This is a genomic window from Streptomyces sp. H51 (assembly GCF_035656535.1).
Lineage (GTDB): Bacteria > Actinomycetota > Actinomycetes > Streptomycetales > Streptomycetaceae > Streptomyces.
The window spans coordinates 266,268-292,240 of sequence record NZ_JAYMHD010000051.1 but is presented as its reverse complement, the minus strand read 5'-3'; the positions used below and the strand labels follow the sequence as shown (position 1 = coordinate 292,240).

Below are 25,973 nucleotides of genomic sequence, written 5' to 3'. Positions count from 1 at the left end.
CGGGCAGGGGCGTGGGGTGGGGCAGGGGCCTATGGTCCCTGCCCCCGGGCGGACGGTCCCGGCACGCGGACCCGGTCGTCCCGGCCGGCGTTCCGGAGGCGCGGGCCGCGGGGGTGCCGTGGCGGTCCGGCGGCGGGTCGGCTCCCCTCCCCCGGGTGCGCGGATCGCCGTTCCCCGTCCGGTCGCGCGCGTCACGCGGTCCGTGGCGGGCACTCGTGCGGCGTGCGGGTACGACCTGGGAGCGGGCCGGGGCCGAGGGCCCTGCTGACCGGCTGGTTCAGCTTCGTGGACGGCGAGGCCACCGCGGGCGACGTGCTCGCGCTGCGCCGGGCCGAGGAGGTGCTGGAACGGTCGGGACTCGCCCACGACGTGGTGTGGAGCCCCGGGTTCAGGCCGGGCGCCCTGCATCTGGAGCAGGCCCGGCCCGAGGAGTACACGCATCTGGTGTTCGTGTGCGGCCCGGTGCACGGGCCGCAGGTGGAGGAGTTGCACCGGCGGTTCGCCCACTGTGTGCGGATCGCCGTCGGCACCTCGGTGATCGATCCGGGCGCGGCGTCGGTCACCGGGTTCCACCGGGTGCTGGCCCGGGACGCCCCGGACGCGCGGCCGGTGCGGGACCTGTCGGCGCGCGCCCCGGCCCTGCCCGCCCTGCCCGTGGCCGGGGTGGTCCTCACGCACGGGCAGCACGAGTACGGACGGCGGCGACGGCACGGCCAGGTCGCCGATCGGGTGACGGGGTGGCTGGCCGGACAGGACTGTGCCCGGCTGGAGCTGGAGACCAGGCTCGACGCGCGGGACTGGCGGCTGTGCGCGACGCCGGCGCAGCTGGAGTCCGTGCTGGCGCGGCTGGACGTGGTGGTCACCGACCGGCTGCACGGGCTGGTGCTCGCCCTGCGGGCCGGGACCCCGGCCCTCGCCGTCGACCCGGTCGAGGGCGGCGCGAAGGTCACCGCGCAGGCCCGGGCCTGCGGCTGGCCCGCGCTGGTGGCCGCCGAGCGGCTCGGCCCGGACGCGCTGGGCGAGTGGTGGGACCGGTGCCTGACGACCGGACGGACGGCCGCCCGGCGGGTGCGCGCGGAGTTCGCGGCGGGCGCGGCGCCGGACGGCGCGGAAGCGCTCGTGGAAGCGCTGGCGGGTCCGGGCCCCCTTTAGGAGCGGCGGGTCCGGGCCCCCTTTAGGAGCGGCGGGTCCGGGCCGCCGGGAGTGACGCGTCCGGGCCGCCAGGAGTGACGGATCTGGGCCGTTAGAACCGCTCGTGCGCGGGCATGCGGAACCGGTCCGCACCGCAGGGGAGGGAACGTGTCGACGAGCCGACTGCCCGAGCACGAACAACGCATCCTCGACGAGATGGAGCGGATGCTGCGCCGCGACCGCCGGCTGAACCGGCGGCTGCGCACGCTGCGGCCGCGCCGCCGGCCGCTCCTGCGGCGGGTGGTGGCCTACCGGCCGCGGCTGCTGACGGTCGCCGCTCTGCTCGCGCTCTCCCTCGGGCTGATGGTCACCGGCACGACCACCTCTCAGCCGGGACTGATCTGGGCCTTCGCCGCCGTGTGGCCGGTGACGCTGTTCGCGGGGTTCCGGCTGCTGTGCCGTTGCGCTGAGGGCTGAGCGTTCACGCTCCGCGGGCGGCGGGGCGGGAGCGGCGCAGGGGGCCGAGCGGCTCAGCCCGTGTACCCGCGGGCGGTCGAGTGGAGCTGCGCGTGTTCGAGCGTCCGCAGGCGTGACTCGACCGCCGCCGGCACCACTCTGCGTTCCCGCAGCACCCAGGGGAGCGCGGCGGCCGCCTCGGCGAAGGCGTGCAGGGAGACGGAGTCCCGCGGCACGGTGCGGGCCAGGTGCAGGGTGCGGCGCAGCGCCGGCCCGGCCGGCCGGCGCAGCCAGGTGAACCACAGCGTGTTGCGGATGCCGTGCCGTCGCCGGAGCGTGGAGTCCCTTGCCGTGGAGGGCTGGTGGTGGGCCGTCAGGTGATCGGCGTACGTCAGCCACCAGCCGTCGGCCGCCAGGTCCACCGCCAGCAGTTCCTCCTCGCCGCCCAGCCAGAGCCTCGGGTGGAAGCCGCCCGCGGCCCGGAAGGCGTCGGCGCGCAGCACGGTCGCGGCGGCCAGGAACGAGCCGAGGGCCGGGCCGGGCAGCCAGCCGGGGGCGGGCACCGGAGAACGGCGGAGCTCCTCCACGATCGGGTCGTCGGTGCCGTCCGGTTCGACGACGATGCGGGCGGTGACGGTCGCGAGCCGCGCGTGCCGGTCCAGCAGGTCCGCGGCGCCGGACAGTGAGCCGGGCGCCCACCAGGAGTCGTCGTCGCAGAAGGCCACGTAGGGCGTGCGGACCCGGCGCACCGCCAGGTTGCGGCCCACGGCGCCGAGGTTGCGGCCGGGGCTCAGCAGCTGGACGTCCGGGTGGCGGCGGGCGACGGCCGGGGAGGTGCCGTCGGTGGAGCCGTTGTCGGTGACGATCGCCGGGGGCCGTTCCGGAAGCTCGGCGAGCCGGTCGAGGGTGCGCAGGAGTTCCGCGCGGCGGTTGTGGGTGATGACGACGACCGTCGTGCGGGGGTCGTTCATGCGGCTGTTCCGTCGAGGGTGCGGGCGGCGCGTTCCAGGTACGGCGGCAGCGTCCGGCGGTCGCGCAGCGCGGACGGCAGGCGTGCCAGCGTCTCGCGCAGGGCACTCCGGGCGGCCTTGTCGTGGCGGGCGGCGAGGGCCAGATCGCGGGTGCGGGCGAGCGCGTAGGGCAGGGGGCGGCGCAGCCAGGCGGTCAGCAGCGCGTTGCGGCGCAGGACGGCGTCACAGTGGGCGCGGGGCGCGGGGGACGGGTGGTGGTGGGCGACGACGTCGGGGCAGTGGGTGACGCCCCAACCGCGGGCGGCGAGGTCGTAGGCGAGCGGGGTCTCCTCCCCGCCGAAGAAGATCACCCGGTGGAAGCCGCCCGCGTCCAGGTAGGCCTCGCGGCGGGTGACGGCGGCGCAGGCGAGGAAGCCGAGCACCTGGGTGCCGGGCAGGTCGGTGGCCGGGCCCAGCGGGGAGCCGGCCAGGACGTCGTCGAGCGGGTCGGGGGTCTCCTCCGGGCCGACGAGGATGCGGGCGGCGATCAGGCCGAGCCGCGGGTGGGCGTCGAAGTGGCCGGCCGCCCGGCTCAGCGCGCCCGGCGCCCACCACGAGTCGTCGTCGCTGAAGGCCACGTACGGGGTGTCGAGGGCGCGGACGCCGTCGTTGCGGGCGAGGGCGCCGCGGTTGCGCGGGAGGGCGAGGACGCGCACCTGGGGGAAACGGCGGGCGAGCATGGCGCGGGTGTCGTCGGTGGAGGCGTTGTCGACGACCAGGACGGGGGGCCGCTCGGGCAGGTCGAGGAGGTGCCGCAGCACGACGGCGAGACCGTCCGAGCGGTCGCGGGTGGCGATCACGATTCCGACGCGGGCGTCACTCATGGGCATGGTCGAGGAGGAGGGGAAGGGGACGGGGGGTGGGGCCGGGTTCCGGCAGGGCGTCGAGGGCGCGCAGCACCTCGTCGGGCCGGATGCGCAGCAGCGCCGGGTCGGCGGTGCGGCCGTGCGGGTCGCCGTCCGGGCCGGGATGCCACAGGGCGCGGTGGCGGGGACCGCCGGGCGGGCCCCAGCGGCTCGGCGGCACCGGACCGAACAGGGTGACGGAGGGCGTGGCGTGGGCGACGGCGAGGTGCGCGATGCCGGTGTCGCCGCTGACCACGGCTCGGGCCTCGGCGACCAGGGCGGACAGCTCGTCCAGGGGCGGGGCGCCGGCGGACAGGTCGGCGCCGGACAGGCCGGCGAACTCGGCCAGCCGGGCGACCAGTTCGTCCTCGCCCGGTCCCCCGGTGGCGACGACCCGGTGGCCTGCCGTGCGCAGGGTGCGCGCGACGGCCGCGTACCGCTCGACGGGCCAGCGGCGCGACGGCGCCCCCGCGCCCGGGTGCACGACGACGGCGCCGGGCGCCGGGGACGTGGCGTGCGGGCGGGGCAGCAGCAGGTCTCCGGGGTCGGCGTCGATGCCGTAGGACCGCAGCAGACGGCACCAGCGGTCGCGTTCGTGCTCGTCCGCGTACCAGGCGGGGCCGTCGATCTCCGGCGTCTCCGGGTGTGCGAAGGCGAGCAGTCGCCGTGGGCGCAGTCCGGTGAGGAGGCGGTGGCTGGGCGGCCCGTTGCCGTGCAGGTCCACGGCGACGTCCGGGGGCGGCCCGCTCCAGTCGAGGCGGTGCGGTACGGCCCGGCCCGGCGCGGAGGCGGGCAGCAGCCGGTCGACGGCGCCCGTGGCCGCGGCGACCGGCGCGAGCCCGGCGGGCGCGGCCAGCACCAACTCGTGCCCCGGGAAGGCACGGCGCAGCGCCCGCAGCGCGGGAACGCCGGCCAGCAGATCACCGAGGCCGAGCGCGCGCAGGACGAGGATACGGGGAGAGGCGATGGTCATGGGGCGCCTGCCACAGGGGGTACGGGAACGGACAGGACGGGGGCGGGGGCGGGGGCGGGGCCGGCCGCGGGCACGGACACCGGGCGGGAGGCGGGGGCGAGCACCGGGCGAGCCGCGGGGACGGGCACCGGGCGGGAGGCGGAGGCGAGCACCGGGCGGGCCGCGGGCACGGACACCGGGCAGGGGGCGGGGCGGGGCACCGGGCGAGCCGCGGGGACGGGCACCGGGCGGGCCGCGGGGACGGGCACCGGGCGAGCCGCAGGCACGGACACCGGGCAAGGGGCAGGGCCGCGCACCGGGCGAGCCACAGCCACGGACACCGGGCAAGGGGCAGGGCCGCGCACCGGGCGAGCCACAGCCACGGACACCGGGCAAGGGGCAGGGCCGCGCACCGGGCGAGCCACAGCCACGGACACCGGGCGGGCGGCGGGGGCGGCGGGGGCCCGGCACCCGGCAGCGACGCGGGCACTGCACCCTCCGGGGACAGCGACATCACGCCCGGCGGCTACGGCGGCCCTGCGCCCGGCAGGGGCAGCGGCACCACGCCCGGCGGGGGCCTGGCGAGGGTGACGGGGATGTGCGGCGTCCCTCGTGTTCGTCGCGGTCGCCGCCGGCGTCACGGTCCCCGTCGCGGTGGTCGGCGTCCGGGCGGTCGGCGGCGTCACGTCGTGCCTGCCGCGCGGGTGAGCAGGGACGTCGAGGAGCGGCCGTCCAGGTACGGCAGCAGGACCGCCTGACCGCCCCACTCCTCCAGCAGCGCGGCCTCCGGGAGGTCGGCGCCGGCGTAGTCGCCGCCCTTGACCCAGACGTCGGGCCGCAGTGCGGCCAGGAGACGTTCGGGGGTGTCCTCGTCGAACACGGCGACGGCGTCGACGCAGGCGAGCGCGCGCAGCACCCGCACCCGGTCGGCGAGCGGATTGACCGGACGGCCCGCGCCCTTGCGTCGCCGCACCGAGGCGTCGGAGTTGACGCACACCACCAGGCCGTCCCCGAGCCGCCGGGCCGCCTGGAGCAGTCCGACGTGCCCGGCGTGCAGCAGGTCGAAGCAGCCGCCCGCGGCGACCACGGTGCCCTGGGCGGCGCGGATCCGGGCGGCGAGGGCGAAGGGGTCGTCGCCCGGAGACGGCTCCCCCGGCGGCGAGGCGTCGGAGGGCTCGGCGGTGACGGCACCCGCGCCGCCCGCGCCGACGAATCCGGTCGCCTCCGCGACGGCGCCCTCGACGGCCTCCCCGACGAGCAGACCGTCCGCCAGCAGCCCGGCCGCCGTCGCCGCGAACCGGTCGCCCGCACCGCAGGTGTCCGAGCCGTGCGCGGCGGGCGCGGGGAAGAGCAGGGGATGCTCGCCGTACGTCAGCAGCGCGCCGCGCGCGCCGAGGGTGACCGTGACGGCGACGGCCCGCCAGCGGCGTACGAGTTCGGCGGCCTCCCGTGCGACGCGCCGCAGGTCGTGCTCGTGCCCGGCGTCGTACGGGTCGGGCCCGTGCCCGGCGTCGCGCGGATCGGTGTGGTGCCCGGCGCCGTACAGGTCATGCCCGTGCCCGGCGCCGCGCGGATCGGTGTGGTGCCCGGCGCCGTACGGGTCGGGCCCGTGCCCGGCGCCGTACAGGTCATGCCCGTGCCCGGCGCCGCGCGGATCGGTGTGGTGCCCGGCGCCGTACGGGTCGGGCCCGTGCCCGGCGCCGTACGGGTCGGGCCCGTGCCCGGCGCCGTACAGGTCATGCCCGTGCCCGGCGCCGCGCGGATCGGTGTGGTGCCCGGCGCCGTACGGGTCGGGCCCGTGCCCGGCGCCGTACGGGGCAGGCCCGTGCCCGGCGGCGCCGCACAGTGTCCCGGCCTCCTTCTCCGCCGGTGTGACGAGCCGCGTCCCCGGCACCGGCGGCCCGCCGCGAGGGTGCGGGTCCCAGACGAGCGGGCGGCGTTCGGCCAGCGTGTCGCGCAGGGCGTCGGCGGTGCCGCGGCCGTAGTCGGAGACCAGCACGGCGCCCGCGCGGCGCACCGCGTCGCGGGCGGCCTCGGTCGCCTCCCGCACCCGGCCGCTGCCGCGGTCGAGGCGGGCCACCGGACGGCCCTGCGCGAGGACTCGGGTCTTCTCCGGCAGCGGGCCGGTCAGCGGGACCGGGACCAGCCGCAGCCAGGGATCGAGCAGACGGCGCAGCTCACGGCTCGCCGGGTCGTCGCCGAGCCCGGTGACCAGCGTGACGTCGCGGCCGTCGCGGGCGGCGAGGTAGGCGGCCAGGGCGGCGCCGCCCGGCCGGAGGCGTTCGGCGCAGTCGGCGACCACGGGCACGGGCGCGTCGGGCGCGAGCCGGTCGGCGTGCCCGGTCACGTCCCGGTCGAGCAGCGCGTCGCCGACGACGAGCAGCGGGGCCGGTCCGCTCACGGCATCCCCCTCTCCAGTGCCGCGTCGAACGCGGCGCAGATCATGTGCACCGCCACGAGGTGCAGTTCCTGCACGGTCGCCGCGGAGGCCGCCTCGACGCACAGCGCCTCGTCGCTGCCCGCGGTGAGCGGGTTCGGCGCGGGACCGGTCAGCGCCCACACCACGAGGCCCGCCGCACGGGCCGCGTCCGCGGCCGACGTCAGGTTGGCGCTGGCGCCGCTGGTGGACAGCAGCATCAGGACGTCGCCGGTGCGGCCGTGGGCGCACACCTGGCGGGCGAACACCTCGTCGACGCCGTAGTCGTTGGCTATGGCGGTGGTGCTGGAGGTGTCGGCGTGCAGGGCGATCGCGGAGAACGGCGGCCGGTCGGTGCGGTAGCGGCCGACGAGTTCGGCGGTGAGGTGCTGGGCCTGGGCGGCGCTGCCGCCGTTGCCGGCGGCCAGCAGTCGTCCGCCGCCGCCCAGCACGTCGGAGAGTCGCCGTCCCCACCGCTCGGTGACGTGGGCGGAGGCGCGGAACGCACCGAGTGCGTCGAGGAGTTCGTCGCAGTGTTCGGTCACGGGCGGGTGCACGGTCATCAGGCCACCTCCTTCGACAGCGGGTGCGCGGCGAGGACCTGGCGGTAGACCTGTTCGGTGCCGTCCGCGACCCGCTGCCAGGTGAAGCGGGCCAGGACCCGGTCGCGGCCCGCCGCCCCGCAGCGGCGCCGCAGTTCCCCGTCGGCGAGGAGTTCGCGTACCGCCGCGGCGATCGCCCCGGGGTCCCCCGGTGGCACCAGGCGTCCGGTGCGCCCGTCGGCGACCGTGTCGCGGTGTCCGCCGACATCGGTGGCGACGACGGGCACGCCGCACGCCATCGCCTCCAGCGGCACGATGCCGAACGGCTCGTAGGCCGGGGTGCACAGGACGACGTCGGCACTGCGGATCAGGGCGGGCATGCGGGCCGGGTCGACGGCACCGAGGAGCCGTACCCGCTCCCCCGGACCGGCCCGGTCGGCGAGCCGCCGCAGCCGCCGTGCCTCGGGGTCGGCGCCGAGCCGGCCGGGCTCGGGGCCGCCCGCGACGAGGAGTTCGGCGTCGGGGATCCGGCCGAGGGCCCGGATCGCCCGGTCGAAGCCCTTGCGGGGGACGAGCCGGCCGCAGGCGAGCAGCCGGTGGCGCGCCCGGCGGGCGGGAACACCGGTGTCGCCGTCGCCCGTGGGGCGGAAGTGGCCGGTGTCCACGCCGCACGGCACGACCGACACCTGCCGGGGCGGCACGCCCAGTTCGGTCAGCTCGTGCACCTCGTCGGTGCAGGTGGCCAGGACCCGGTCGCAGGTGCGGCCGAGTTGCCGTTCGATGCCGATCCGCTCGTGCGGGCTGGTGTCCCGGCGCCCCTGGTGGCGGCGCTTGACGGTGCCGAGCGCGTGGAAGGTCTGGACGACCGGGACGCCGTGGCCGTGCGCGCCGAGCTGGGAGGCCATGCCGGACATCCAGAAGTGGGCGTGCGCCACGTCGGGCCGGTCGTGGCCCCAGACGCGGGCCAGGTGCGCGCCGAAGGCCGGCATGTGCGGGAACAGGTCGTCCTTGGGGAGGGGCGAGGGCGGTCCGGCCGGTACGTGCTCGACGACGGCGCCACCGGGCAGCCGCACCCGGTCGGGCAGGTCGGCCGCGTTCCGGCGGGTGTAGACCGTGACGTCGTGGCCGCGTCGCGCCAGTTCCTCGGCGAGGCGGGCGACGTACACGTTCTGGCCGCCGGCGTCGGGGCCGCCGAGCGCGGCGAGCGGACTCGCGTGTTCGGACACCATGGCGATCCTCATCGGGTCACCTCCTTCAGCAGCCGCTCCCAGTCGTCCAGGAAGCGGGTCAGTCCGTAGCGGGCCAGGGCCGCCGCCCGTGCGCCGTCGCCGACCGCGCGGGCGTGCAGCGGGTCGGCGACGAAGTCCCGTACGGCGTCGGTGAGCACGTCGATCCGGTTGGAGACGACCCCGGCGCCGTCCGGCACGGCCTCGGCGACCTCGGTGGTGGCGAGCGCGACGACGGGCATGCCGAGGTGCATCGCCTCCAGCAGGGACAGGCCGAGGGACGTCCAGCGGACGGGGTGGACGTAGACGCGGCGCCGGGCCATCGCCGCGTGCAGGTCGCGCTGGGCGAGTTCGAAGGTCTGGGTGTTCGGCAGCCGCAGCCGGTCGGTGGCCATGCCGAAGACGTCCAGCGGGGCCGCCTCGGCGAACACCGGCAGCAGGTCGGTGCCGGTGGTACGGCCGCGCCGGACGGGCTCGTTGACGACGACGGCCGCCCGCTCCAGCTCGCCGGTCCAGCGGTGCCCGGGGTCGACGACACCGTGCTCGACGACGGTGGTCTCGGTGGAACCGGCGTCCCACATCAGGCGGTTGAAGTGGGTGACGTGGACGAGGGTGACGCCGGGGACGGCGGCGGCCGGGTGGCGGGTGTCGGGCACGTCGCCGTGCGGGGCGTTGTGCTCGACGTACACCAGGGGCGGGCGGCGGCCCAGCCACTCGTCCACCAGGGCGAGTTCGTGCGGGCGTTGCAGCACCGCCACGTCGACGTCCGCGTCCCGCAGCTTCTCCGGCGGCAGTTCGACGACGGAGTCCGGCCAGTCGTACGTCCGGGCGCGGCCCAGGCCGTCCGGTCCGCGGCCGGGCGTGACGGGGACGAGGTAGGTGTGCGGGCCCTGCACGAAGGACGTGGTCCACGACCCGTGCACGTGCCAGAGCAGGATCCTCATGTCTCCCCCACGATCTTGTCGACGGCGGCGACCACGTCGTGCGCGGTGACCGTGTCCAGGCACGGATGGCCGGGCACCGGGCAGGTCCGGGCGCGAGTGCCCGCGCACGGGGCGTCCTGGTCGCCGAGCAGGACGTACGGCACCCCGTACGGCCGCCAGCGCTCCGCCGGCACGACCGGCGCGAACAGGGAGACGACGGGGGTGCCGACGGCCGCGGCGAGGTGGGCCGGGCCGGTGTTGCCGGTGACGACGGCGGCGGCGCCGGCGAGGACACCGGCCAGTTCCGTGGCGTCGGTGCGGCCGGCCAGGTCGAGGGCGTGCTGCCCGGCGACGTCGGCGGTCAGGCCGCGCTCGCCGCTGCCGCCGGTCACCACCACGCGGTGTCCGGCGGCGGCCAGTTCGCGCACCGCCTCGGCGGCGCGGCCGGGGCTCCAGGTGCGGGCGGGGACGGCGGCGCCGGGGTGCACCACGACGTACGGGCCGGGGCCGGTCAGCCGGGTCGTGCACGGCGGCGGGAGGACCCGCAGGCGTCCGTCGTCGGCCGGCGGGAAGCCGGCCGCCTCGGCGAGGTGCAGGGCGGCCTCCGCCTCGTGGGCGCGCGGGGCGCGGTGGTGGCGCACGTCGAGCAGCGAGCCCGGGTAGTCCTCGCTGTCCGCGGCCATGTGCGCGACGCCGGCCAGCCGCAGCAGCAGTGCGGTGGGCAGCGGGGACTGGTGGAACGAGGTCAGGATCAGCGCCGTGTCGGCGTCGATCATGTCGATGAGCTGCTCGATCTCGCCGCGGCCGACGGGCGGGGGCGTCAGGCCCACCCAGGGCGCGTCCCAGACGAGGACGTCGTGCACGCCGGGCAGCAGCCGGGCGGCCGGTGCGCCGCGCGGCCCGCACAGCAGGGTGACCCGGTCGGCGCGGGCGGCGACGGCGCGCACGGCGGGTCCGGCGAGCAGCACGTCGCCGAAGCTGTCGAGGCGGGTGACCAGTGCCTTCATCGCGTCCTCCGGCCGGTGTCGAAGGCGTTCGCGATCGGGCGTTCGTCGGCGATCACGCGCCCCCGCGGCGGCCCGGCCAGCACCGCCCGCACGGCCGTGGTCAGGTCCGGCGCCACGTGGTCGGCGCGGGCCGTCTCCTCGGGGCGGGTGCGCGCGTTCGGCACCAGGATCCCGTGGGCTCCCGCCCGGCGGGCGGCCTGCACGTCGGCCTCGATGTCACCGACGACGACGCAGCGCTCGGGCGGGGTGCACAGCCGTCCGCACGCCCACAGCACCATGCCGGGCTCCGGTTTGCGGCAGTGGCAGCCGTCGTCGGGGCCGTGCGGGCACACGGCGAAGACGTCGAAGGGGCCGAGGAGGTCGTCGACGCGCCGGTTGACGCGGCGGACGTCGGCGGCGGTGAGCAGGCCGCGCGCGACGCCGGACTGGTTGGTGACGACGCCGGTGCGGATGCCGTGGGCGCGCAGCAGGCGGAGCGCCTCGCGGGCGCCGGCGACCGGGCGCACCCGCTCCGGGTCGGCGTTGTAGGGGACGTCCTCGACGAGGGTGCCGTCGCGGTCGAACAGAACGGTCCGCACGGCGGACGGCCCGTCGAGGGTGCCTGCGGACGGCCCGTCGCGGGTCACGGCGGGGTCGGGAGTGGTCTCCTGGGTCACGGCGGACGGCCCGTCGCGGGTCACGGCGGGGTCGGGAGTGGTCTCCTGGGTCACGACGCCACCTCCGGCCAGGCCGGGGCGGAGCGGTGCCGCCACCGCCCGCCGAGCCAGTACCAGGTGGCCGCGGGCGGAATGAGCGCGCTGGTCGCGAGCATGGTGACGACCTCCTCACGGGTGCGCGGCCCGGGGGCGATGCGCGCCCACGCGAACTCGCCGGTGCCGACGGCCCAGCCGGCCGCGCAGGCCGCGGCCGGCCGCCGGTACCCGGCGGCGGCGAGCAGGCACGCGGCGGCGCCGGCGGCGGTGACGGCGAGGTGGGAGCGCAGCCGGCCGCGCGGGGCGTACGCCCTCTCCCACCAGTCGGGGCCGTGCAGGCGGCGCATGAGCGCGTCGTCGGCGTTGCCGCGCTGGGCGTGCAGGGAGACCCAGCGGGAGGCGGGGCGGACCGGGTGGCGCGTCGTGCGGCGGCCCTGCCGGATGCGCCAGCCGGCGTCGAGGACGCGCAGCGCGAGGTCGGCGTCCTCGCGGAAGGCGCGCCGGAAGCGCTCGTCGAAGCCGCCGACGTACTTCAGCGCGTCGGTTCGGTAGGCCATGTCGGCGGTGATCCAGCGGGCCTGCGCGAGTCCCGCGGTGCCCCGTTCCCAGTCGGTGGGGCGGCGCTCGCCGGGCAGCGGTACGGCGATGACGCCCTGGACCCCGGCGGTGTCCGGGGAGGCCTCGGCGAGGTCCTCGGCGAGCTGGGCGCACCAGTGCGGGCCGACCTGGACGTCGTCGTCGAGGAAGGCGACCCAGGGCGCGGTGACCCCGCGCAGGCCGGTGTTGCGGGCGGCGGCCGGGCCGCGGCCGCCGCTGTGCAGCACGACGGTGCGCTCCCGCAGGTCGCCGAGGACGCTGAGGGGGTGCGCCAGCGCGGCCGGGTCGGGCGCGGGACCGGGCCGGTCGTCGACGACGAGGATCTGCTCGGGCCGGGGTCCGGTCGCGGCGGCGAGGGCCGCGAGGCAGTCGGCGAGGGTGTCCCGGACCAGGGTGGGGATCACGACGGCGTAGTCGGTCATCCGAACGCCCTCCCCCGGCGTACCGCGTACGGTCCGACGGCGAGCAGGTCCACGGGCGCCGAGCCGAAGCACTCCAGGGCGTCGCGCGGGTCGTCGACCATGGGCCGGCCGGCGGTGTTGAGGCTGGTGTTGACCACGACCGGCAGTCCGGTGCGCCGCTCGAAGGCGGCGAGCATCCGCGCCACCAGGGGTTCGTCGCGCTCGTCGACGGTCTGGATGCGGGCGGTGCCGTCGACGTGCACCACGGCGGGGACGCGGTCGCGCCATTCGGCGGCGACGTCGTGCACGAACAGCATGTACGGGCTGGGCAGCGGGCCGGTGAACAGCTCGCCCGCCCGCTCGGCGCGCACCATGGGCGCGACCGGGCGGAACTCCTCGCGGCCCTTGACGTGGTTGAGCCGTTCCAGGTTCTCGGCGCGGCCCGGGTGGGCGAGCAGGGAGCGGTGGCCGAGCGCGCGCGGCCCGTACTCGCTGCGGCCCTGGAACCAGGCGACGATGCCGTCCCGGGCGAGTTCCTCGGCGACCGCCTCGGCGATGTCGTCGGGGCGCTCGTACGGCACGGCCGCCCGGTCGAGCCAGGCGCGCAGTTCCTCGTCGCTCCAGCCGCGGCCCAGGGCGGCGGTGGGCATGGGCCGCGGGACGTCCTCGTTCGCGGCGAGGTGCAGGGCGCCGCCCAGGGCGGTCCCGGCGTCGCCGGCGGCGGGCTGCACCCACACGTGGCGGTACGGGCCGCGCGCGGCGATCTTCGAGTTGGCGACGCAGTTGAGGGCGACGCCGCCCGCCATGGCCAGTGCCTCGCCGCCGGCCTCGCCGTGCAGCCAGTGGACGAGTTCGAGCAGCACCTCCTCCAGGACGGCCTGGGTGCTCGCCGCGAGGTCGGCGTGGTCGCGGGTCCACGGCTCGCCCGGCGCGCGGGGCGGGGCGAGGACGGACCAGTCGACGCCGCGGGCGCGGAAGCCGCCGTCGCCGGTGGCGTGGACGTGCTCGCGCAGCCGGGGCAGGAAGCGGGGGGTGCCGTAGGAGGCGAGGGCCATGACCTTGTACTCGTCGCTGCTGCGCAGGAAGCCGAGGTGCTCGGTCAGGTCCTCGTAGACCAGGCCGAGGGAGTCGGGCAGCGCCTGCGCGGCGAGGGTGTCGAGCTTGCCGTCGCGGTAGCGGCCGGCCAGGTGGGAGGCGGCCTCGCCGCGGCCGTCGAGGACGAGGACGGCACTGTCCGGGTACGGGGAGGCGGGCGCGGCGCTGGCGGCGTGCGCCACGTGGTGCGGGACGAAGACCACCCGGTCCGGGTCGAGGCCGGGCAGCGCCTCGGCGAGGAACCCGGGGGCGCGGCGGGCGTACTCGAGGCGCAGCGGGTCCCAGGGGTCGTCCAGGCCCAGGTCGCGGGCCGGGCGGGCCAGCTCGGGGTCGAAGGAGTAGGCGACGGCGTCGAGTTCCTCCGGCCGCAGGCCCGCCTGGCGCAGGCACCAGCGCGCGGACAGCTCGGGCAGCTCCCAGGCCGAGAAGGGCAGCGGGCGCTTGCCGTGCTTGCGGCGGCTGAACCGCTCCTCCTCGGTGGCGGCCACGGTGCGGCCGTCCACCACCACAGCGGCGGCCGGGTCGTGGAACAGGGCGTTGATGCCAAGGATGTGCATGGCGCGGGCTCCGTCACGGGCGGCGTGTGCGTGCTGTGCGTTGCGCCGGGTGCCAGGGAGAAGCTGCCTCAAACACTTGGAGACAACTCGCCATAAAAGCCGCACCGATTTTCACTCCGGGTGACTGTCGGATCACCGGACCCGCGCCGTGCGTTCGAGGGGCGCGGGACGGGCCCGTCCGGGGGCGCTCGGCGGGGGCGCGCGTGAGCCCGGACAACCCGGTGAACTGCCGGTGATACCGGGTCGAGCAGCCCGGATTCCCTACGATCGGGCCGTGGCCACCTTCCTCCTCGAACGCACGGCGCCGCTCCCTCCCCACGAGGCCTGGCGGCGCCTGACGGAATGGCCTCGCCACGGCGAGGTGGTTCCGCTGACCCGAGTCACCGTGACGACTCCGCCGCCGACGCGCGTGGGCACGCTCTTCGTGGCCCGTTCGGGCATCGGCCCGCTCGCCTTCGACGACCCCATGGAGGTCACGGTGTGGCGCCCGCCGACGCCGGACACGCCGGGCCTGTGCCGGCTGGAGAAGCGGGGCCGGGTCGTGACGGGGTGGGCCGAACTGGAGGTCGGCCCGGGACCGGGCGGCCACAGCCGCGTGCGCTGGCACGAGGAACTGGACGTCCGTCCGCTCCCCGGCCTCCTCGACCCGGTGGTCGCGCGCACGTCGCACCACGTCTTCGGCCGCGCGGCCGACCGCCTGCTACGACGCCCGTGACACCCGCCCCGGACACCGCCCGCCTCACGGCCGCGACACCGGCGCCGGAGCCGAGCCGTTCCCGTGCGTCGTCCGATCGCGGCCCGCACGGCAAGCACCTCGCACTGCTGGGCCGTAGCCGGAGGGCCGCTGTCGACCGCCCGGCTGGGCGCACTGCCGGTGATCGAGGGGACCGTGATCCTCCTCCGGGCCGAGCGCCTGCCCAGCGGCGCCACCCCCAAGCCGGTATGGCTGTGGTGGTCGGGCACCGACGCCATCGCTGCCCAGGTCGACCTGCTCCGGCAAGCCTTCCTGCGGCGCTTCGACATCGAACACACCTTCCGCCTGTTCAAGCAGACCCTGGGCTGGACCTGTCCGAAGATCCGCACCCCGGAGGCCGCCGACCGCTGGGCCTGGCTGCTCCTCGCGGCCTTCACCCAGCTCCGGCTCGCCCGCCCGCTCGCCGCTGACCTCCGCCGGCCGTGGGAGAAACCGGCCCCGACCGACAGACTCACCCCCGCCCGGGTCCGCCGCGACGTCCGGCACCTCCGCCCGAAGGCCATCTGTCCCGCCGGAGCACCGAAACCCTCCCGCCCCGGTCCCGGACGACCACCCGGACGCAAGAACACCCGGCCGAGCCCACGCCACGACGTCCACACGGTCCGCAGAACAGGCATCACGCAACCGAAAGCGAAGAAGTCGCTCCTCGGTGCACGGGACCGTCGTGGTGGATCGGGGTGGGGGTTCCGGTGAGGGGCCGGCCGGTGCCGCCGCGCCGGGCGGCGACGATCTCCGCCGCTATCGACAGGGCCGTCTCCTCCGGGGTGCGGGCGCCCAGGTCGAGGCCGATCGGTGAGCGCAGGCGGCGCAGTTCCGCGTCGGTGGCGCCGGCTTCCCGCAGCCGCCTGTCACGGTCGAGGTGGGTGCGGCGGGAGCCCATCGCGCCGACGTAGGCGACCGGGAGGCGCAGCGCCAGCCGGAGCAGCGGTACGTCGAACTTGGCGTCGTGGGTCAGCACGCACAGCACCGTGCGGGCGTCCACGGGCGTCCGCTCCAGGTACCGGTGCGGCCAGTCGACGACGATCTCGTCGGCCTCCGGGAAGCGGGCCCGGGTCGCGAAGACCGGCCGCGCGTCGCACACGGTGACGTGGTGGCCGAGGAACTTGCCGACGCGGACCAGGGCCGCCGCGAAGTCGATCGCGCCGAAGACGATCATCCGGGGTGGCGGAACGCGGGACTCGACCAGGACCGTGAGCGGCGTGCCGCAGCGCGAGCCCCGCGCGCCGAGCTCCAGGGTGCCGGTGCGGCCGGCGGCGAGGAACGCCGACGCCTCGGCGGCGACCGTGCGGTCCAGGTCCGGATGCCCGCCGAAGCCGCCCTCGCGCGTGCCGTCGGCGCGGACCAGCAGGGCGCGGCCGGTGAGGTCCGCCGGGCCCGACACGACCCGCGCCAGCGCCGCCGCCCGGCCGTGCGCGGCGTCGGCGAGCGCGGAGACGAACACCGGGCGGGCCGGGTCGGCGGCCGGTACCGGCGTGACCAGGACGTCGATGACGCCGCCGCAGGTCAGGCCGACGGCGAAGGCGTCGTCGTCGCTGTAGCCGAAGCGTTCGAGGACGCTTCGGCCGTCCCGCAGGGCCTGCCGGCACAGCTCGTACACCGCGCCCTCCACGCAGCCGCCGGAGACCGAGCCGACCGCCGTGCCGTTGGCGTCCACCGCGAGGGCGGCGCCCGGTGCGCGCGGGGCACTGCCGGTGACCGCGACGACGGTGGCCACGGCGAAGTCGCGCCCCTGCGCCACCCACCGGTCCAGTTCCTCGGCGATGTCCAGCATCTGACGGGCTCCTCGGCTCTCACGCGGTTCCGGTGAGGTGCTCGGGCCGTACCGGTGTCCGGTTCAGCTCCAGTCCGGTCGCGGCGCGGATCGCCGCGAGGACGGCCGGGGTCGACGACAGGGTGGGCGCCTCGCCGACGCCGCGCAGCCCGTACGGGGCGTGCTGGTCGGCGAGTTCCAGCAGGTCGACGGGGATGGCGGGGGTGTCGAGGATGGTGGGGATCAGGTAGTCCGTGAAGGAGGGGTTGCGCACCTTCGCCGTCACCGGGTCGACGACGATCTCCTCCATGACGGCGATGCCCAGCCCCTGCGCGGTGCCGCCCTGGATCTGGCCGACGACGGACAGCGGGTTGAGTGCCTTGCCGACGTCCTGGGCGCAGGCCAGCTCGATCACCTTCACCAGCCCGAGTTCGGTGTCGACCTCGACGACGGCGCGGTGCGCGGCGAAGGAGTACTGGACGTGGCCGTTGCCCTGGCCGGTGTGCCGGTCGAAGGGTTCGGTGGGCCGGTGCCGCCACTCCTCCACCGCCTCCACGGCCTCCTCCCCGAGGACGTCCGCCAGGTCGGCGAGGACCTCGCCGCCGTCGGTGACGACCTTGCCGCCTTCGAGCAGCAGTTCGGCCGTCGCCCAGGCCGGGTGGTGGGAGCCGAACTTGCGGCGCCCGATCTCCAGCACCTTCTCGCGCACCAGCTCGCAGGCGTGCTTCACGGCGCCGCCGGTGACGTAGGTCTGCCGCGACGCGGACGTGGAACCGGCGCTGCCCACGCCGGTGTCGGCCGGGCGGATGGTGACCTGGGCGACGCCGAGCTCGGTGCGGGCGATCTGCGCGTGGACGGTGACGCCGCCCTGGCCGACCTCCGCCATGGCCGTGTGCACGGTGGCGACGGGCTCGCCGGCGACGGCCTCCAGGCGGACGCGGGCGGTGGAGTAGTCGTCGAAGCCCTCGGAGAAGCCGACGTTCTTGATGCCGACGGCGTAGCCGACGCCCCGGACGACGCCTTCGCCGTGCGTGGTGTTGGACAGTCCGCCGGGCAGCTGCCGTACGTCGACGCCCTCGCTGGACTCCCACGCGCGTTCCGGCGGCATCGGCATCGCCTTGACGCGGCGCAGGAGTTCGGCGACCGGGGCCGGGGAGTCGACCGGCTGCCCGGTCGGCATCAGGGTGCCCTGTTCCATGGCGTTCAGCCGGCGCAGCTCCACCGGGTCCATGCCGAGCCGCGCGGCCAGCTTGTCCATCTGGGCCTCGTAGGCGAAGCACGCCTGGACCGCGCCGAAGCCGCGCATGGCGCCGCAGGGCGGGTTGTTGGTGTAGAGGGCGAGGGCCTCGATGTCGACGTCGTCGACCCGGTAGGGGCCGACGCCCAGGGAGGCGGCGTTGCCGACGACTGCCGGGGACGCGGAGGCGTACGCGCCGCCGTCGAGCACGATCCGGCACTTCACGTGCGTCAGCCTGCCGTCCGCGGTGGCGCCGTGCTCGTAGTGCAGGCGGGCCGGGTGGCGGTGGACGTGGCCGAAGAAGGACTCGAAGCGGTTGTAGACGATCTTGACGGGCCTGCCGGTGCGCAGGGCCAGCAGGCAGGCGTGGATCTGCATCGACAGGTCCTCCCGGCCGCCGAAGGCGCCGCCGACGCCGGCCAGCGTCATGCGCACCTTCTCCTCGGGCAGGCCGAGCACCGGGGCGATCTGCCGCCGGTCGGAGTGCAGCCACTGGGTGGCGATGTAGAGGTGGACGCCGCCGTCCTCCTCGGGCACCGCGAGGCCGGACTCGGGTCCGAGGAACGCCTGGTCCTGCATGCCGAAGTGGTAGTCGCCGGTGACCACGACGTCGGCCCGCCGCGCGGCCCCGGCGGCGTCGCCGCGGACGACGGGCTGGCGGTGCAGGACGTTCGGGTGCGGGACGTGCCGGGCGTGGTGGTCGGTGCGGTGGTCGTGGACGAGGGGCGCGTCGGGGGCGGTCGCGGAGGCCTCGTCGGTGACGACGCGCAGCTCGCGGTACTCGACCTCGAGCTTCGCGGCGGCGCGGCGGGCGGTCTCCGGGTGGTCGGCGGCGACGATCGCGACGGGCTCGCCGTGGTGGCGGACCTTGCGGTGGGCGAGGACGGGGGTGTCCCGGACCTCCAGGCCGTAGTGGGTGACGTCGGCCGGCAGGTCGTCGTACGTCATGACGGCGTGCACGCCGGGGATCGCCAGGGCCTCGGCGGTGTCGATGGAGACGATCTCGGCGTGCGCGACGGTGGAGCGCAGGATCTGGCCCCACAGCATGTCCTCGTGCCACAGGTCGGACGAGTACGCGAACTCGCCGGTGACCTTCAGGGTGCCGTCGGGCCGGAGGGTGGACTCGCCGATACCGCCCTCGGTGCGGGACTGCTGGGTGAGTCCGGTGGGGGCGCCGGCGGGGGTGCCGCCGCGGGCGCCGGTGCGGGCGCCGGTGCGGGCGCCGGTGCGGGTGTCTCCCGTTCGGGCGGTGCCGGAAGTGGGGGTGGGCACGGTTCAGGCCCCCTCGCTCTGCCGGGCGGCCGCGAGGCGGACCGCGTCCATGATCTTCTCGTAGCCGGTGCACCGGCACAGGTTGCCCGAGAGGGCCTCGCGGATGTCCGCGTCGGTGGGGTCCGGGTTGCGCTCCAGCATCTCGTCGGCGGCGACCAGCAGGCCGGGCGTGCAGAAGCCGCACTGGACGGCGCCCGCGTCGAGGAACGCCTGCTGCACGGGGGCGAGAGCGGTGCCCTCTCCGGCCCGGGGGACGCCGTCCCCCGGCTGCTCCGGGCCGGTGCCGCCTGCGCCCGTCCCCCGGGAACGCCGGGCGGCGTACTCCGCCAGGCCCTCCACGGTGAGGATCTCGCGGCCCTCGGCCTGGCCGGCGGCGACCAGGCAGGCGCACACCGGCACGCCGTCCAGGCGGACCGTGCACGAGCCGCACTCGCCCTGCTCGCAGGCGTTCTTCGAGCCGGGCAGGCCGAGCCGCTCGCGCAGCACGTACAGCAGGGACTCGCCCTCCCATACGTCGTCGGCCTCCTGCGGGCGGCCGTTGACGGTGAAGGTGACGCGCATCAGGCTGCTCCCTCCGTGCCGGCGGCGGTGGCGCGGTACGACTCCCAGGCCCAGGTCAGCGTGCGGCGGGCCATGACGCCGACCGCGCGGCGCCGGTAGTCCGCGGTGCCCCGGACGTCGTCGATCGGGTTGCAGGCGGCGGCGCACAGGCCGGCGAACTCCTCGGCGACCGACGGGGTGATGATCCGGCCGTTGTCCCAGCAGCCGCCCTCCTCCAGGGCCGCGGCCAGGAACTCCTCGGCGGCCCTGGCCCGGACGGGGGTCGGGGCGGCCGAGCCGATGCCGATGCGGACGGTACGGGTGCGCGGGTGCAGCGCGAGGCCGAAGGCGCAGACGGCGATGACCATCGCGTTGCGGGTGCCGACCTTGGAGTACTGCTGCGGGCCTTCGGCCTTGCGCACGCGCACGCTTCTGATCAGTTCGTCGGGGGCGAGTGCGTTGCGTTTGACCCCGGTGTAGAACTCGTCGACCGGGATCAGCCGGGTGCCGCGCACCGACTCCGCCTCGACCTCCGCACCGGCCGCCAGCAGGGCGGGGTGGGCGTCGCCGGCCGGGGATGCGGTGCCGAGGTTGCCGCCGACACTGCCGCGGTTGCGGATCTGCGGGGAGGCGACCGTGTGCGCGGCGAGGGCGAGTCCCGGCAGTTCGGCGCGCAGGTTCTCGATGATCCTGGTGTAGGGGACGGCGGCGCCGAGCCGGACCGTCTCCTCGCCGGTCTCCCACTCGTGGAGGTCACCGATGCGGCCGAGGTCGAGGAGGTACTCGGGCCGGCGGTGGTCGAAGTTGATCTCGACCATCACGTCGGTGCCGCCCGCGATCGGCACGGCGGTGGGGTGCTCCGCCTTCGCGGCGAGCGCCTCCTCCCAGCTGGCGGGGCGAAGGAAGTCCATGACGGCCTCTCGTTCGTCTCGGGGGCGTACGGATCGAGCCGGATCCGGTGCGGCGGGCTGGGCTCGTCATGTGCTGTTGACGCGGAGTGCGGTCAGTACACAGCGCCTTGCTCCACCGGGGTCAGTCACGGAAGACATGAAGGAGTTGGCTGGCCACGGCGGTCATCTTGTAGATTCATATGAACAGAGGACCTCAGTAACCTCATCGTCTTCCCACGGAAACGCGGGAAACAACCCGGCCAACGGCCACGCGGCTCGCGCACCGGCTCGCGCCGCGCCCTCCCCTGTCCCCACCCGGACCCTCGCAGGTCTCGAGACGAAGATCGGCGGCGACGAGAATGCGGCTGCGCGCACTGCTGGACACCGACGCGCTGGGCCTCAGGCTGCTCGGCGGCGAGGACGAGCTGGACCGCACCGTGCGCGGCGTGATGACCACCGACCTGCGCGATCCCAGCCGCTACCTCTCGGGCGGGGAGCTGGTGCTCACCGGCCTGGCGTGGCGCCGGGACGCGGCCGACTCCGAACCGTTCGTGCGGATCCTGGTGCAGGCCGGGGTGGCCGCGCTCGCGGCCGGCGAGGCCGAACTCGGGAACGTGCCCGAGGACCTGGTCGTGGCGTGCGCACGGCACCGGCTGCCGCTGTTCGCCGTGCACGAGTCGGTGGCGTTCGCGACGGTCACCGAGCACGTCGTGCGCCAGGTGTCCGGCGAGCGCGCCGGGGACCTGGCGGCCGTGGTCGACCGCCACCGCCGGATGATGACCTCGGGACCGGCGGGCGGCGGCCCGGACGTGGTCCTCGACCTGCTCGGCTCCGATCTGGACCTGCGGGCCTGGGTGCTGTCCCCCACCGGCCGGATCGTCGCGGGTCCGAAGAGCGCGGCCCCCGCGCCGCCCGCGGACGTCTGCGCCCGGCTGGCGGCCGAGCACCTCGCCGCGTCCCGCACCGGTCGGCGCGGACCCCACCGGGTGACGCTCGGCCCGGCGACGTACTCGCTGTTCCCCGTGCGCAGCAGCGGCCGCGCCCCGCACGCCTCGCGGGACGTGCGGGAGACGGTGCTGTCGGACTGGCTGCTGGCCGTCGAGGCGGACGCCGCGGACTGGCCCCCGGAGCGGCTGGACCTGCTCCAGGGGGTCACGCAGCTGATCGCGGTCGAGCGCGACCGGCGGGACGCGGCGCGCACGGTACGGCGCCGGCTCGCGCAGGAGGTGCTGGAGCTGGTGCAGACGGGCGCGGTGCCCGCCGAGATCGCCGCCCGGCTGAGGGTGGCGGCGCCGGTGCTGCTGCCCGGCCTCGGGGCCGCCCCGCACTGGCAGGTCGTGGTGGCGCGGGTCGAGTGGGAGCAGCGGGGCGCCGGGGCCGGTGCGGAAGGGTCCCCGGGCTCGGGCTCGGGCTCGGGTGCCGCGCCCCCGGCCTCGGCCGAGGACGGGGGCGGGGGCGGGGGCGGGGGCGGGGGGCGTCCGGCCGGCGAGATCGACACCGGCCCGGTCGCCCAGGCGCTGCTGGAGGAGATCCTCGTCGACCCGGTGTCCACGGGCGTCGAGCCGTCCGCCCGTATCGCCGTGGCCCACGCGGGCGACGAGGCGGTCGCCCTCGTTCCGCTGCCCGCCGTCTCCGTCGAGCACGACGGCTCCGAGGCCGGGATCCTCGCCGAGGCGCTCCTGGAGTCCGTGCGCGAGCCGCTGTCGGCCGGTCTCGACGACGACGGGCGGGTCACGCTCGGCGTCAGCGCGGCCGTGCACTCGGCGGAGGGCCTGCGCGGCGCGCTGGAGGAGGCACGGCACGCCCGCCGGGTGGCGGCGGCCCGGCCTGGCCGGGTGTGCGCGGCCGGGCACCAGGAGCTGGCCTCCCACGTCCTGCTGCTCCCCTTCGTCCCCGACGACGTCCGGCGCGCCTTCACCGCCCGCCTGCTGGACCCGCTGCGCGAGTACGACCGCCGCCACCGCGCGGAGCTGATCCCCACCCTGGAGGCGTTCCTGGACTGCGACGGCTCCTGGACGCGCTGCGCGACCCGGCTCCACCTGCACGTCAACACGCTGCGCTACCGGGTGGGGCGGATCGAGCAGTTGACGGGCCGCGACCTGTCCCGGCTGGAGGACAAACTCGACTTCTTCCTGGCGCTGCGGATGAGCTGAGGCCGGCGCGGGAAGGAACGAGGCGGCACCAAGTGCCGCCCGCGTCCCACGACTTTGTGAAATCCTTCACCCAGCCCCTTGGCCCGACGTGGTGATTGGTGCTGGAATGCGGCCACCACTCAACAGCTCGATGGCGTGCTCGGGGAGGGCAATGTGGCGTATACCGCCATGTCTGGTAACGGAACGACCGCTGGTGACGATCCCCTCCAGACCGCGGTATGGCGGTTGCGCTCACGCGCCTGCTGGGCCGATGCGGCGGCGCTGCTGAGACCGGACACCCCGGCGACCGCGCTGCAGCGGGCGGCGCTCATGGTGGAGAAGTGCCTGTACACCGAGCAGGGGTGGGAGGAGGCCGAGGACGCGCTGCGCACGGCCGAGGCGCTGGCCCAGGACGACGAGGAGCGGGGCGCCGCCGCTTGTGAACGCGGGCAGCTTGCGTACGCGGCCACGCTGCACGGAGTGCGCGACCGGGCCGATGAGGCGCGGGCCGCGCTCGGGCGGGCGGCGGCGCTGATTCCGCCGGGGGCGGCGGGGCGGGCGGTGCTGGACTTCCGGCGCGGGCTGCTCGCCGAGAACCTCGCCCACTCACCGCAGGCCGCCCGTGCGGCGTACCGGCGGGCGCACGCGGGGGCCACCGCGCACGCCGACCCGCTGCTGCTGTCGTTCACCTGGCGGCACCTCGCCGGGCTGGCGCTGCGCGACGGGGAGCTGGCGGAGGCGCGGCACGGTTTCGCCGAGTCGCTGCGCATCCGGGAGGAGCTGGGCTACCTGGTCGGGACGGCTCCCGCGCTGGCGTCCCTGGCCGACGCGGAGGTGGAACCGGAGGCCTCGCGGCTGCGCGAGGAGGCGCGGCGGCTGTACCGGCTGCTGGGCGGTGTGCCGACGTGGCTGGCCCGGCAGCTGGCGCCTCCGGCGGCGACGGCATGACGCACCTGCCGGGCCGAAGATGGGACTGAGAGGAAGCTGAGAGGTTTCTGTGCCAGTCTGGCGCCGCCCCGACCCCCCTTGGAGGAACGCCTGATGAGCACCATCAACGGCCTGCCCGCCCATGTTCTCCTGGTCCATCTCGTCGTCGTGCTCGTGCCGCTGACCGCCCTGGCGCTCGTGGTGGGCGCCATATGGCCGCAGGCCGCTCGCCGTATGGGCCTGGTGCTGCCGTTGCTGGCCCTGGTGACGCTGGGGAGCGTGCCGCTGGCCACGGAGGCCGGTGAGTGGCTGGAGGAGCATGTCACCACCAGTGCCCTGATCCGGCGCCACACCGAGCTGGGCGACGGGCTGCTGCCGTGGGTGGTGGGCCTGTTCGTGCTGGCGGCGGTGGTCTGGTGGACGACCCGCCGGACGCCCGCCGAGGGGAGCGCGCCCCGCTCCGCGACGATCGTGCGCGTGGCGGCCCTGGTGCTGTCGGTCGTGGTGGCGGCGGGCGCCGTCGTCGACGTCTACCGCATCGGCGACTCCGGCGCGAAGGCGGCCTGGACGGGCGGCTTCTCGAAGTCCGCGACCGATTCGGGCGACGGCGACGACTGACCACGCCCCCTCCGACGCCGGTCCGCACCCCCCGGTCGGACCGGCGTCGGCGTGTCCGCACCCCCCGGTCGGACCGGCGTCGGCGTGTCCGCTCCCCCGGCACCGCCCGAATCCGACGGGCCGCGCGGGACCGGGCCCGCCCCGGGCAGCACCGGCGCCCGGCGGGCCGTGCCCGTGAACGTCAGGGGTGCCGGATCGATCAGGAATCGAGAAGCCCGGTCAGCGAAGCCGCTCTAGCCTGATCGCCATGGACATCACCATTCACACGGCTTGGCTTCCGCACGACGACCCGGACGCGTCGCTCGCCTTCTACCGCGACGTCCTCGGCTTCGAGGTCCGCAGCGACGTCGGGCAGGGCAGGATGCGCTGGATCACGGTCGGCCCGGCCCGTCAGCCGGGCACGTCGATCCTGCTGGCACCGCCCGCGGCCGATCCCGGCATCACCGAGGACGAGCGCCGCACGATCACCGAGATGATGGCCAAGGGCACCTACGGCTGGATCCTGCTGGCCACCCCGGACCTCGACGCCACGTTCGAGAAGGTGCAGGCCGGTGACACCGAGGTCGTCCAGGAGCCGACCGAGCAGCCGTACGGCGTCCGCGACTGCGCGTTCCGCGACCCCGCGGGCAACCTGATCCGCATCCAGGAGCTGCGCTGAGCCGTGCGGGTGTCGATGCGGCCGTGCGGGCCGGCATCGGGACCACCCATGAGGAACACGGCGGCGCACCGGTCCCACGGGCCGGTCCACACCCGGAGGGAAGGGTTCTCATGTGTCAGCCCGAGTGGCGGCAGGCACGCGTCCAGGCGCAGCGCCTGGCCGATCTCGCGCGGCTGCGGCGCGTGCGCGACCGGATCGACAGGGAACACGCGCAGCCGCTGAACGTGGAGAAGCTCGCCCGTGATGTGAACATGTCCGCCGGGCACCTGAGTCGGCGGTTCCGGGCCGCCTACGGCGAGTCGCCGTACGCGTACCTGATGACGCGTCGCATCGAGCGGGCGACGGCGCTGCTGCGGCGGGGCGACCTCAGCGTCACCGAGGTCTGCTTCGCGGTCGGCTGCGCGTCGCTGGGCACGTTCACCACCCGCTTCACCGAGCTGGTCGGCATGCCGCCCGGGGCCTTCCGGCGCCGGGCGGCGGATACGGCGGCCGGCCGTGCCGACGCCGCGGGTGCGGCCCGCGACACGGGGTCGGCGATCATGGTGGAGGGGATGCCGGCCTGCGTGGCGAAGCAGGTCTCGAGACCGGTCAGGAATCGAGAAGCCCCGGCGCCCGCGCAGCCCCTGGCGTGATGGTCATGGCTACCACCACCTCCGCCGCCGTCGGCACGTCCCTGGCATCCGTCACCCTCGAGGTGGCCGCCCCCGCGGCCGCCCGCCGCTTCTCCGGCGCGTTCGGCGTGGACACGTACATCCGGCTGCGGGCGTCCGAGGCGCCCTCGACCGGATTGCGCGGCTTCACCCTGGCGCTCACGGTGTCCCGGCCGGCCACCGTCGACGGCTACGCCGGCGCCGCCGTGGACGCCGGCGCCACGGTGCCGAAGCCCGCCGCGAAGTCGCTGCGGGGCTACGGCGGCGTCGTCCGGGCCCCGGACGGGACGAATTGGAAGATCGCGGCCTCGGCGAAGAAGGACACCGGTCCCGCCGCCCGCGAGATCGACGAGGTCGTCCTGCTGATCGGCGTCGAGGACGCGAAAGCCGCCAGGCAGTCCTACGTCGGCCGGGGCCTGACCGTGACCAAGAGCTTCGGCGGCAAGTACACCGAGTTCGCCGCCGGCCGGTACAGCCCCGTCAAGCCGGCACTGTACAAGCGCCGCGGCCCGGCCAGGGACCTCGGCGTCCCCGCCGACGGCACCGGCTCGCACCGCATCGTCCTCGCAGCACCGCCGGCGCCTTCACCGACCCGGACGGATTCGTCCGGGAGGCTGCCGCGCCGCTCGCCCCCCCCACGCCGTCCTGACCCCCGTCCCCGCACTCCCGCCCCGCCCGACCCCCGTACGAGAGGA

22 protein-coding genes and 4 pseudogenes are annotated in these 25,973 nt (G+C 76.2%); 11 read left to right on the top strand and 15 right to left on the bottom strand.

Annotation, left to right across the window (positions count from 1 at the left end):
* Window positions 1–222 precede the first annotated feature (222 nt).
* Window positions 223–1,152: a polysaccharide pyruvyl transferase family protein gene (locus VKA29_RS18110; RefSeq protein WP_324786871.1), complete on the top strand. Its 930-nt coding sequence runs from the start codon at window positions 223–225 to the stop codon at window positions 1,150–1,152.
* Between the two features lie 147 nt (window positions 1,153–1,299).
* Window positions 1,300–1,608 carry a DUF3040 domain-containing protein gene (locus VKA29_RS18105; RefSeq protein ID WP_324786870.1) on the top strand — a complete coding sequence of 103 codons (309 nt, stop codon included), beginning with the start codon at window positions 1,300–1,302 and terminating at the stop codon, window positions 1,606–1,608.
* A 53-nt stretch (window positions 1,609–1,661) separates the two neighbouring features.
* On the opposite strand, the gene VKA29_RS18100 is transcribed toward VKA29_RS18105, so the two are convergent.
* From VKA29_RS18100 to VKA29_RS18050, 11 genes are all read right to left on the bottom strand, one after another.
* Window positions 1,662–2,558 carry a glycosyltransferase family 2 protein gene (locus VKA29_RS18100; RefSeq protein WP_324786869.1) on the bottom strand — a complete coding sequence of 299 codons (897 nt, stop codon included), beginning with the start codon at window positions 2,556–2,558 and terminating at the stop codon, window positions 1,662–1,664.
* The gene (locus VKA29_RS18095) at window positions 2,555–3,421 is read right to left on the bottom strand and encodes a glycosyltransferase family 2 protein (protein WP_324786868.1); all 867 of its coding nucleotides are present in this window, start codon (window positions 3,419–3,421) and stop codon (window positions 2,555–2,557) included. Before VKA29_RS18095 ends, VKA29_RS18100 begins: the two co-directional genes overlap by 4 nt.
* Window positions 3,414–4,415 (bottom strand): glycosyltransferase family 9 protein, encoded by a 1,002-nt coding sequence (locus VKA29_RS18090; RefSeq protein ID WP_324786867.1) that lies wholly within the window; start codon window positions 4,413–4,415, stop codon window positions 3,414–3,416. Before VKA29_RS18090 ends, VKA29_RS18095 begins: the two co-directional genes overlap by 8 nt.
* Window positions 4,416–5,076: 661 nt before the next feature.
* Entirely contained in the window at window positions 5,077–6,795 is a 1,719-nt protein-coding gene (gene rfaE2, locus VKA29_RS18085; protein WP_324786866.1) for a D-glycero-beta-D-manno-heptose 1-phosphate adenylyltransferase, read from the bottom strand.
* A complete protein-coding gene (locus VKA29_RS18080; RefSeq protein WP_324786865.1) occupies window positions 6,792–7,373 on the bottom strand; it encodes an SIS domain-containing protein in 582 nt (193 codons plus the stop codon). Before VKA29_RS18080 ends, rfaE2 begins: the two co-directional genes overlap by 4 nt.
* Window positions 7,373–8,593, bottom strand: coding sequence for a glycosyltransferase (locus VKA29_RS18075; RefSeq protein ID WP_324786864.1), 1,221 nt, complete (start codon window positions 8,591–8,593; stop codon window positions 7,373–7,375). The genes VKA29_RS18080 and VKA29_RS18075 overlap by 1 nt, the downstream gene beginning before the upstream one ends.
* A complete protein-coding gene (locus tag VKA29_RS18070; RefSeq protein ID WP_324786863.1) occupies window positions 8,590–9,522 on the bottom strand; it encodes a glycosyltransferase in 933 nt (310 codons plus the stop codon). The genes VKA29_RS18075 and VKA29_RS18070 overlap by 4 nt, the downstream gene beginning before the upstream one ends.
* Window positions 9,519–10,508, bottom strand: a complete 990-nt coding sequence (locus VKA29_RS18065; RefSeq protein ID WP_324786862.1) for a glycosyltransferase family 9 protein — start codon at window positions 10,506–10,508, stop codon at window positions 9,519–9,521. Before VKA29_RS18065 ends, VKA29_RS18070 begins: the two co-directional genes overlap by 4 nt.
* Window positions 10,505–11,134: an HAD family hydrolase gene (locus tag VKA29_RS18060; RefSeq protein WP_324786993.1), complete on the bottom strand. Its 630-nt coding sequence runs from the start codon at window positions 11,132–11,134 to the stop codon at window positions 10,505–10,507. The genes VKA29_RS18065 and VKA29_RS18060 overlap by 4 nt, the downstream gene beginning before the upstream one ends.
* 80 nt (window positions 11,135–11,214) lie before the next feature.
* The gene (locus VKA29_RS18055) at window positions 11,215–12,219 is read right to left on the bottom strand and encodes a glycosyltransferase family 2 protein (protein WP_324786861.1); all 1,005 of its coding nucleotides are present in this window, start codon (window positions 12,217–12,219) and stop codon (window positions 11,215–11,217) included.
* On the bottom strand, window positions 12,216–13,850 hold the full coding sequence (locus VKA29_RS18050) for a carbamoyltransferase (RefSeq protein WP_324786860.1): 1,635 nt from the start codon (window positions 13,848–13,850) through the stop codon (window positions 12,216–12,218). The genes VKA29_RS18055 and VKA29_RS18050 overlap by 4 nt, the downstream gene beginning before the upstream one ends.
* 274 nt (window positions 13,851–14,124) lie before the next feature.
* Between VKA29_RS18050 and VKA29_RS18045 the strand changes: the two genes are divergently transcribed.
* Both VKA29_RS18045 and VKA29_RS18040 read left to right on the top strand, forming a co-directional pair.
* The gene (locus tag VKA29_RS18045; protein WP_324786859.1) at window positions 14,125–14,565 is read left to right on the top strand and encodes an SRPBCC family protein; all 441 of its coding nucleotides are present in this window, start codon (window positions 14,125–14,127) and stop codon (window positions 14,563–14,565) included.
* Between the two features lie 147 nt (window positions 14,566–14,712).
* A pseudogene (locus VKA29_RS18040) lies at window positions 14,713–15,297 on the top strand (transposase); the annotation flags it as partial.
* Here VKA29_RS18040 and VKA29_RS18035 read toward each other — a convergent pair.
* The 4 genes from VKA29_RS18035 to VKA29_RS18020 form a co-directional block, all read right to left on the bottom strand.
* Complete coding sequence (locus VKA29_RS18035) at window positions 15,221–16,375, bottom strand: XdhC/CoxI family protein (protein ID WP_324786858.1); 1,155 nt, start codon at window positions 16,373–16,375, stop codon at window positions 15,221–15,223. The pseudogene VKA29_RS18040 and the gene VKA29_RS18035 overlap by 77 nt on opposite strands.
* 19 nt (window positions 16,376–16,394) lie before the next feature.
* Window positions 16,395–18,722 (bottom strand): xanthine dehydrogenase subunit D, encoded by a 2,328-nt coding sequence (gene pucD, locus VKA29_RS18030; RefSeq protein WP_324786992.1) that lies wholly within the window; start codon window positions 18,720–18,722, stop codon window positions 16,395–16,397.
* A gap of 144 nt (window positions 18,723–18,866) precedes the next feature.
* The gene (locus tag VKA29_RS18025) at window positions 18,867–19,424 is read right to left on the bottom strand and encodes a (2Fe-2S)-binding protein (protein WP_324786857.1); all 558 of its coding nucleotides are present in this window, start codon (window positions 19,422–19,424) and stop codon (window positions 18,867–18,869) included.
* Window positions 19,424–20,314 (bottom strand): FAD binding domain-containing protein, encoded by an 891-nt coding sequence (locus VKA29_RS18020; protein WP_324786856.1) that lies wholly within the window; start codon window positions 20,312–20,314, stop codon window positions 19,424–19,426. Before VKA29_RS18020 ends, VKA29_RS18025 begins: the two co-directional genes overlap by 1 nt.
* 338 nt (window positions 20,315–20,652) lie before the next feature.
* On the opposite strand from VKA29_RS18020, the pseudogene VKA29_RS37030 reads away from it, so the two are divergent.
* The 7 genes and pseudogenes from VKA29_RS37030 to VKA29_RS17990 form a co-directional block, all read left to right on the top strand.
* Window positions 20,653–21,654 (top strand): annotated as a pseudogene (locus tag VKA29_RS37030) (PucR family transcriptional regulator ligand-binding domain-containing protein); the annotation flags it as partial.
* Window positions 21,655–21,774: 120 nt separating this feature from the next.
* Window positions 21,775–22,446: pseudogene (locus VKA29_RS37025) on the top strand (PucR family transcriptional regulator); the annotation flags it as partial.
* 153 nt (window positions 22,447–22,599) lie between these two features.
* Window positions 22,600–23,373 (top strand): hypothetical protein, encoded by a 774-nt coding sequence (locus VKA29_RS18010; RefSeq protein ID WP_324786854.1) that lies wholly within the window; start codon window positions 22,600–22,602, stop codon window positions 23,371–23,373.
* Between the two features lie 93 nt (window positions 23,374–23,466).
* Complete coding sequence (locus VKA29_RS18005) at window positions 23,467–23,970, top strand: DUF2231 domain-containing protein (RefSeq protein ID WP_324786853.1); 504 nt, start codon at window positions 23,467–23,469, stop codon at window positions 23,968–23,970.
* Window positions 23,971–24,217: 247 nt separating this feature from the next.
* Complete coding sequence (locus tag VKA29_RS18000) at window positions 24,218–24,628, top strand: VOC family protein (RefSeq protein ID WP_324786852.1); 411 nt, start codon at window positions 24,218–24,220, stop codon at window positions 24,626–24,628.
* A 110-nt stretch (window positions 24,629–24,738) separates the two neighbouring features.
* Window positions 24,739–25,260: a helix-turn-helix transcriptional regulator gene (locus VKA29_RS17995; protein WP_324786851.1), complete on the top strand. Its 522-nt coding sequence runs from the start codon at window positions 24,739–24,741 to the stop codon at window positions 25,258–25,260.
* A pseudogene (locus tag VKA29_RS17990) lies at window positions 25,260–25,927 on the top strand (glyoxalase). Before VKA29_RS17995 ends, VKA29_RS17990 begins: the two are co-directional and overlap by 1 nt.
* Window positions 25,928–25,973 lie beyond the last annotated feature (46 nt).

What these genes read in the sequence shown, in the direction of transcription:
- VKA29_RS18100 (WP_324786869.1), bottom strand. Translation starts at nt 2,558, where the DNA reads ATGAACGACCCCCGCACGACGGTCGTCGTCATCACCCACAACCGCCGC.
- VKA29_RS18095 (WP_324786868.1), bottom strand. Translation starts at nt 3,421, where the DNA reads ATGAGTGACGCCCGCGTCGGAATCGTGATCGCCACCCGCGACCGCTCG.
- VKA29_RS18090 (WP_324786867.1), bottom strand. Translation starts at nt 4,415, where the DNA reads ATGACCATCGCCTCTCCCCGTATCCTCGTCCTGCGCGCGCTCGGCCTC.
- VKA29_RS18080 (WP_324786865.1), bottom strand. Translation starts at nt 7,373, where the DNA reads ATGACCGTGCACCCGCCCGTGACCGAACACTGCGACGAACTCCTCGAC.
- VKA29_RS18075 (WP_324786864.1), bottom strand. Translation starts at nt 8,593, where the DNA reads ATGAGGATCGCCATGGTGTCCGAACACGCGAGTCCGCTCGCCGCGCTC.
- VKA29_RS18070 (WP_324786863.1), bottom strand. Translation starts at nt 9,522, where the DNA reads ATGAGGATCCTGCTCTGGCACGTGCACGGGTCGTGGACCACGTCCTTC.
- VKA29_RS18065 (WP_324786862.1), bottom strand. Translation starts at nt 10,508, where the DNA reads ATGAAGGCACTGGTCACCCGCCTCGACAGCTTCGGCGACGTGCTGCTC.
- VKA29_RS18055 (WP_324786861.1), bottom strand. Translation starts at nt 12,219, where the DNA reads ATGACCGACTACGCCGTCGTGATCCCCACCCTGGTCCGGGACACCCTC.
- VKA29_RS18050 (WP_324786860.1), bottom strand. Translation starts at nt 13,850, where the DNA reads ATGCACATCCTTGGCATCAACGCCCTGTTCCACGACCCGGCCGCCGCT.
- VKA29_RS18035 (WP_324786858.1), bottom strand. Translation starts at nt 16,375, where the DNA reads ATGCTGGACATCGCCGAGGAACTGGACCGGTGGGTGGCGCAGGGGCGC.
- VKA29_RS18025 (WP_324786857.1), bottom strand. Translation starts at nt 19,424, where the DNA reads ATGCGCGTCACCTTCACCGTCAACGGCCGCCCGCAGGAGGCCGACGAC.
- VKA29_RS18020 (WP_324786856.1), bottom strand. Translation starts at nt 20,314, where the DNA reads ATGGACTTCCTTCGCCCCGCCAGCTGGGAGGAGGCGCTCGCCGCGAAG.
- VKA29_RS18005 (WP_324786853.1), top strand. Translation starts at nt 23,467, where the DNA reads ATGAGCACCATCAACGGCCTGCCCGCCCATGTTCTCCTGGTCCATCTC.
- VKA29_RS18000 (WP_324786852.1), top strand. Translation starts at nt 24,218, where the DNA reads ATGGACATCACCATTCACACGGCTTGGCTTCCGCACGACGACCCGGAC.
- VKA29_RS17995 (WP_324786851.1), top strand. Translation starts at nt 24,739, where the DNA reads ATGTGTCAGCCCGAGTGGCGGCAGGCACGCGTCCAGGCGCAGCGCCTG.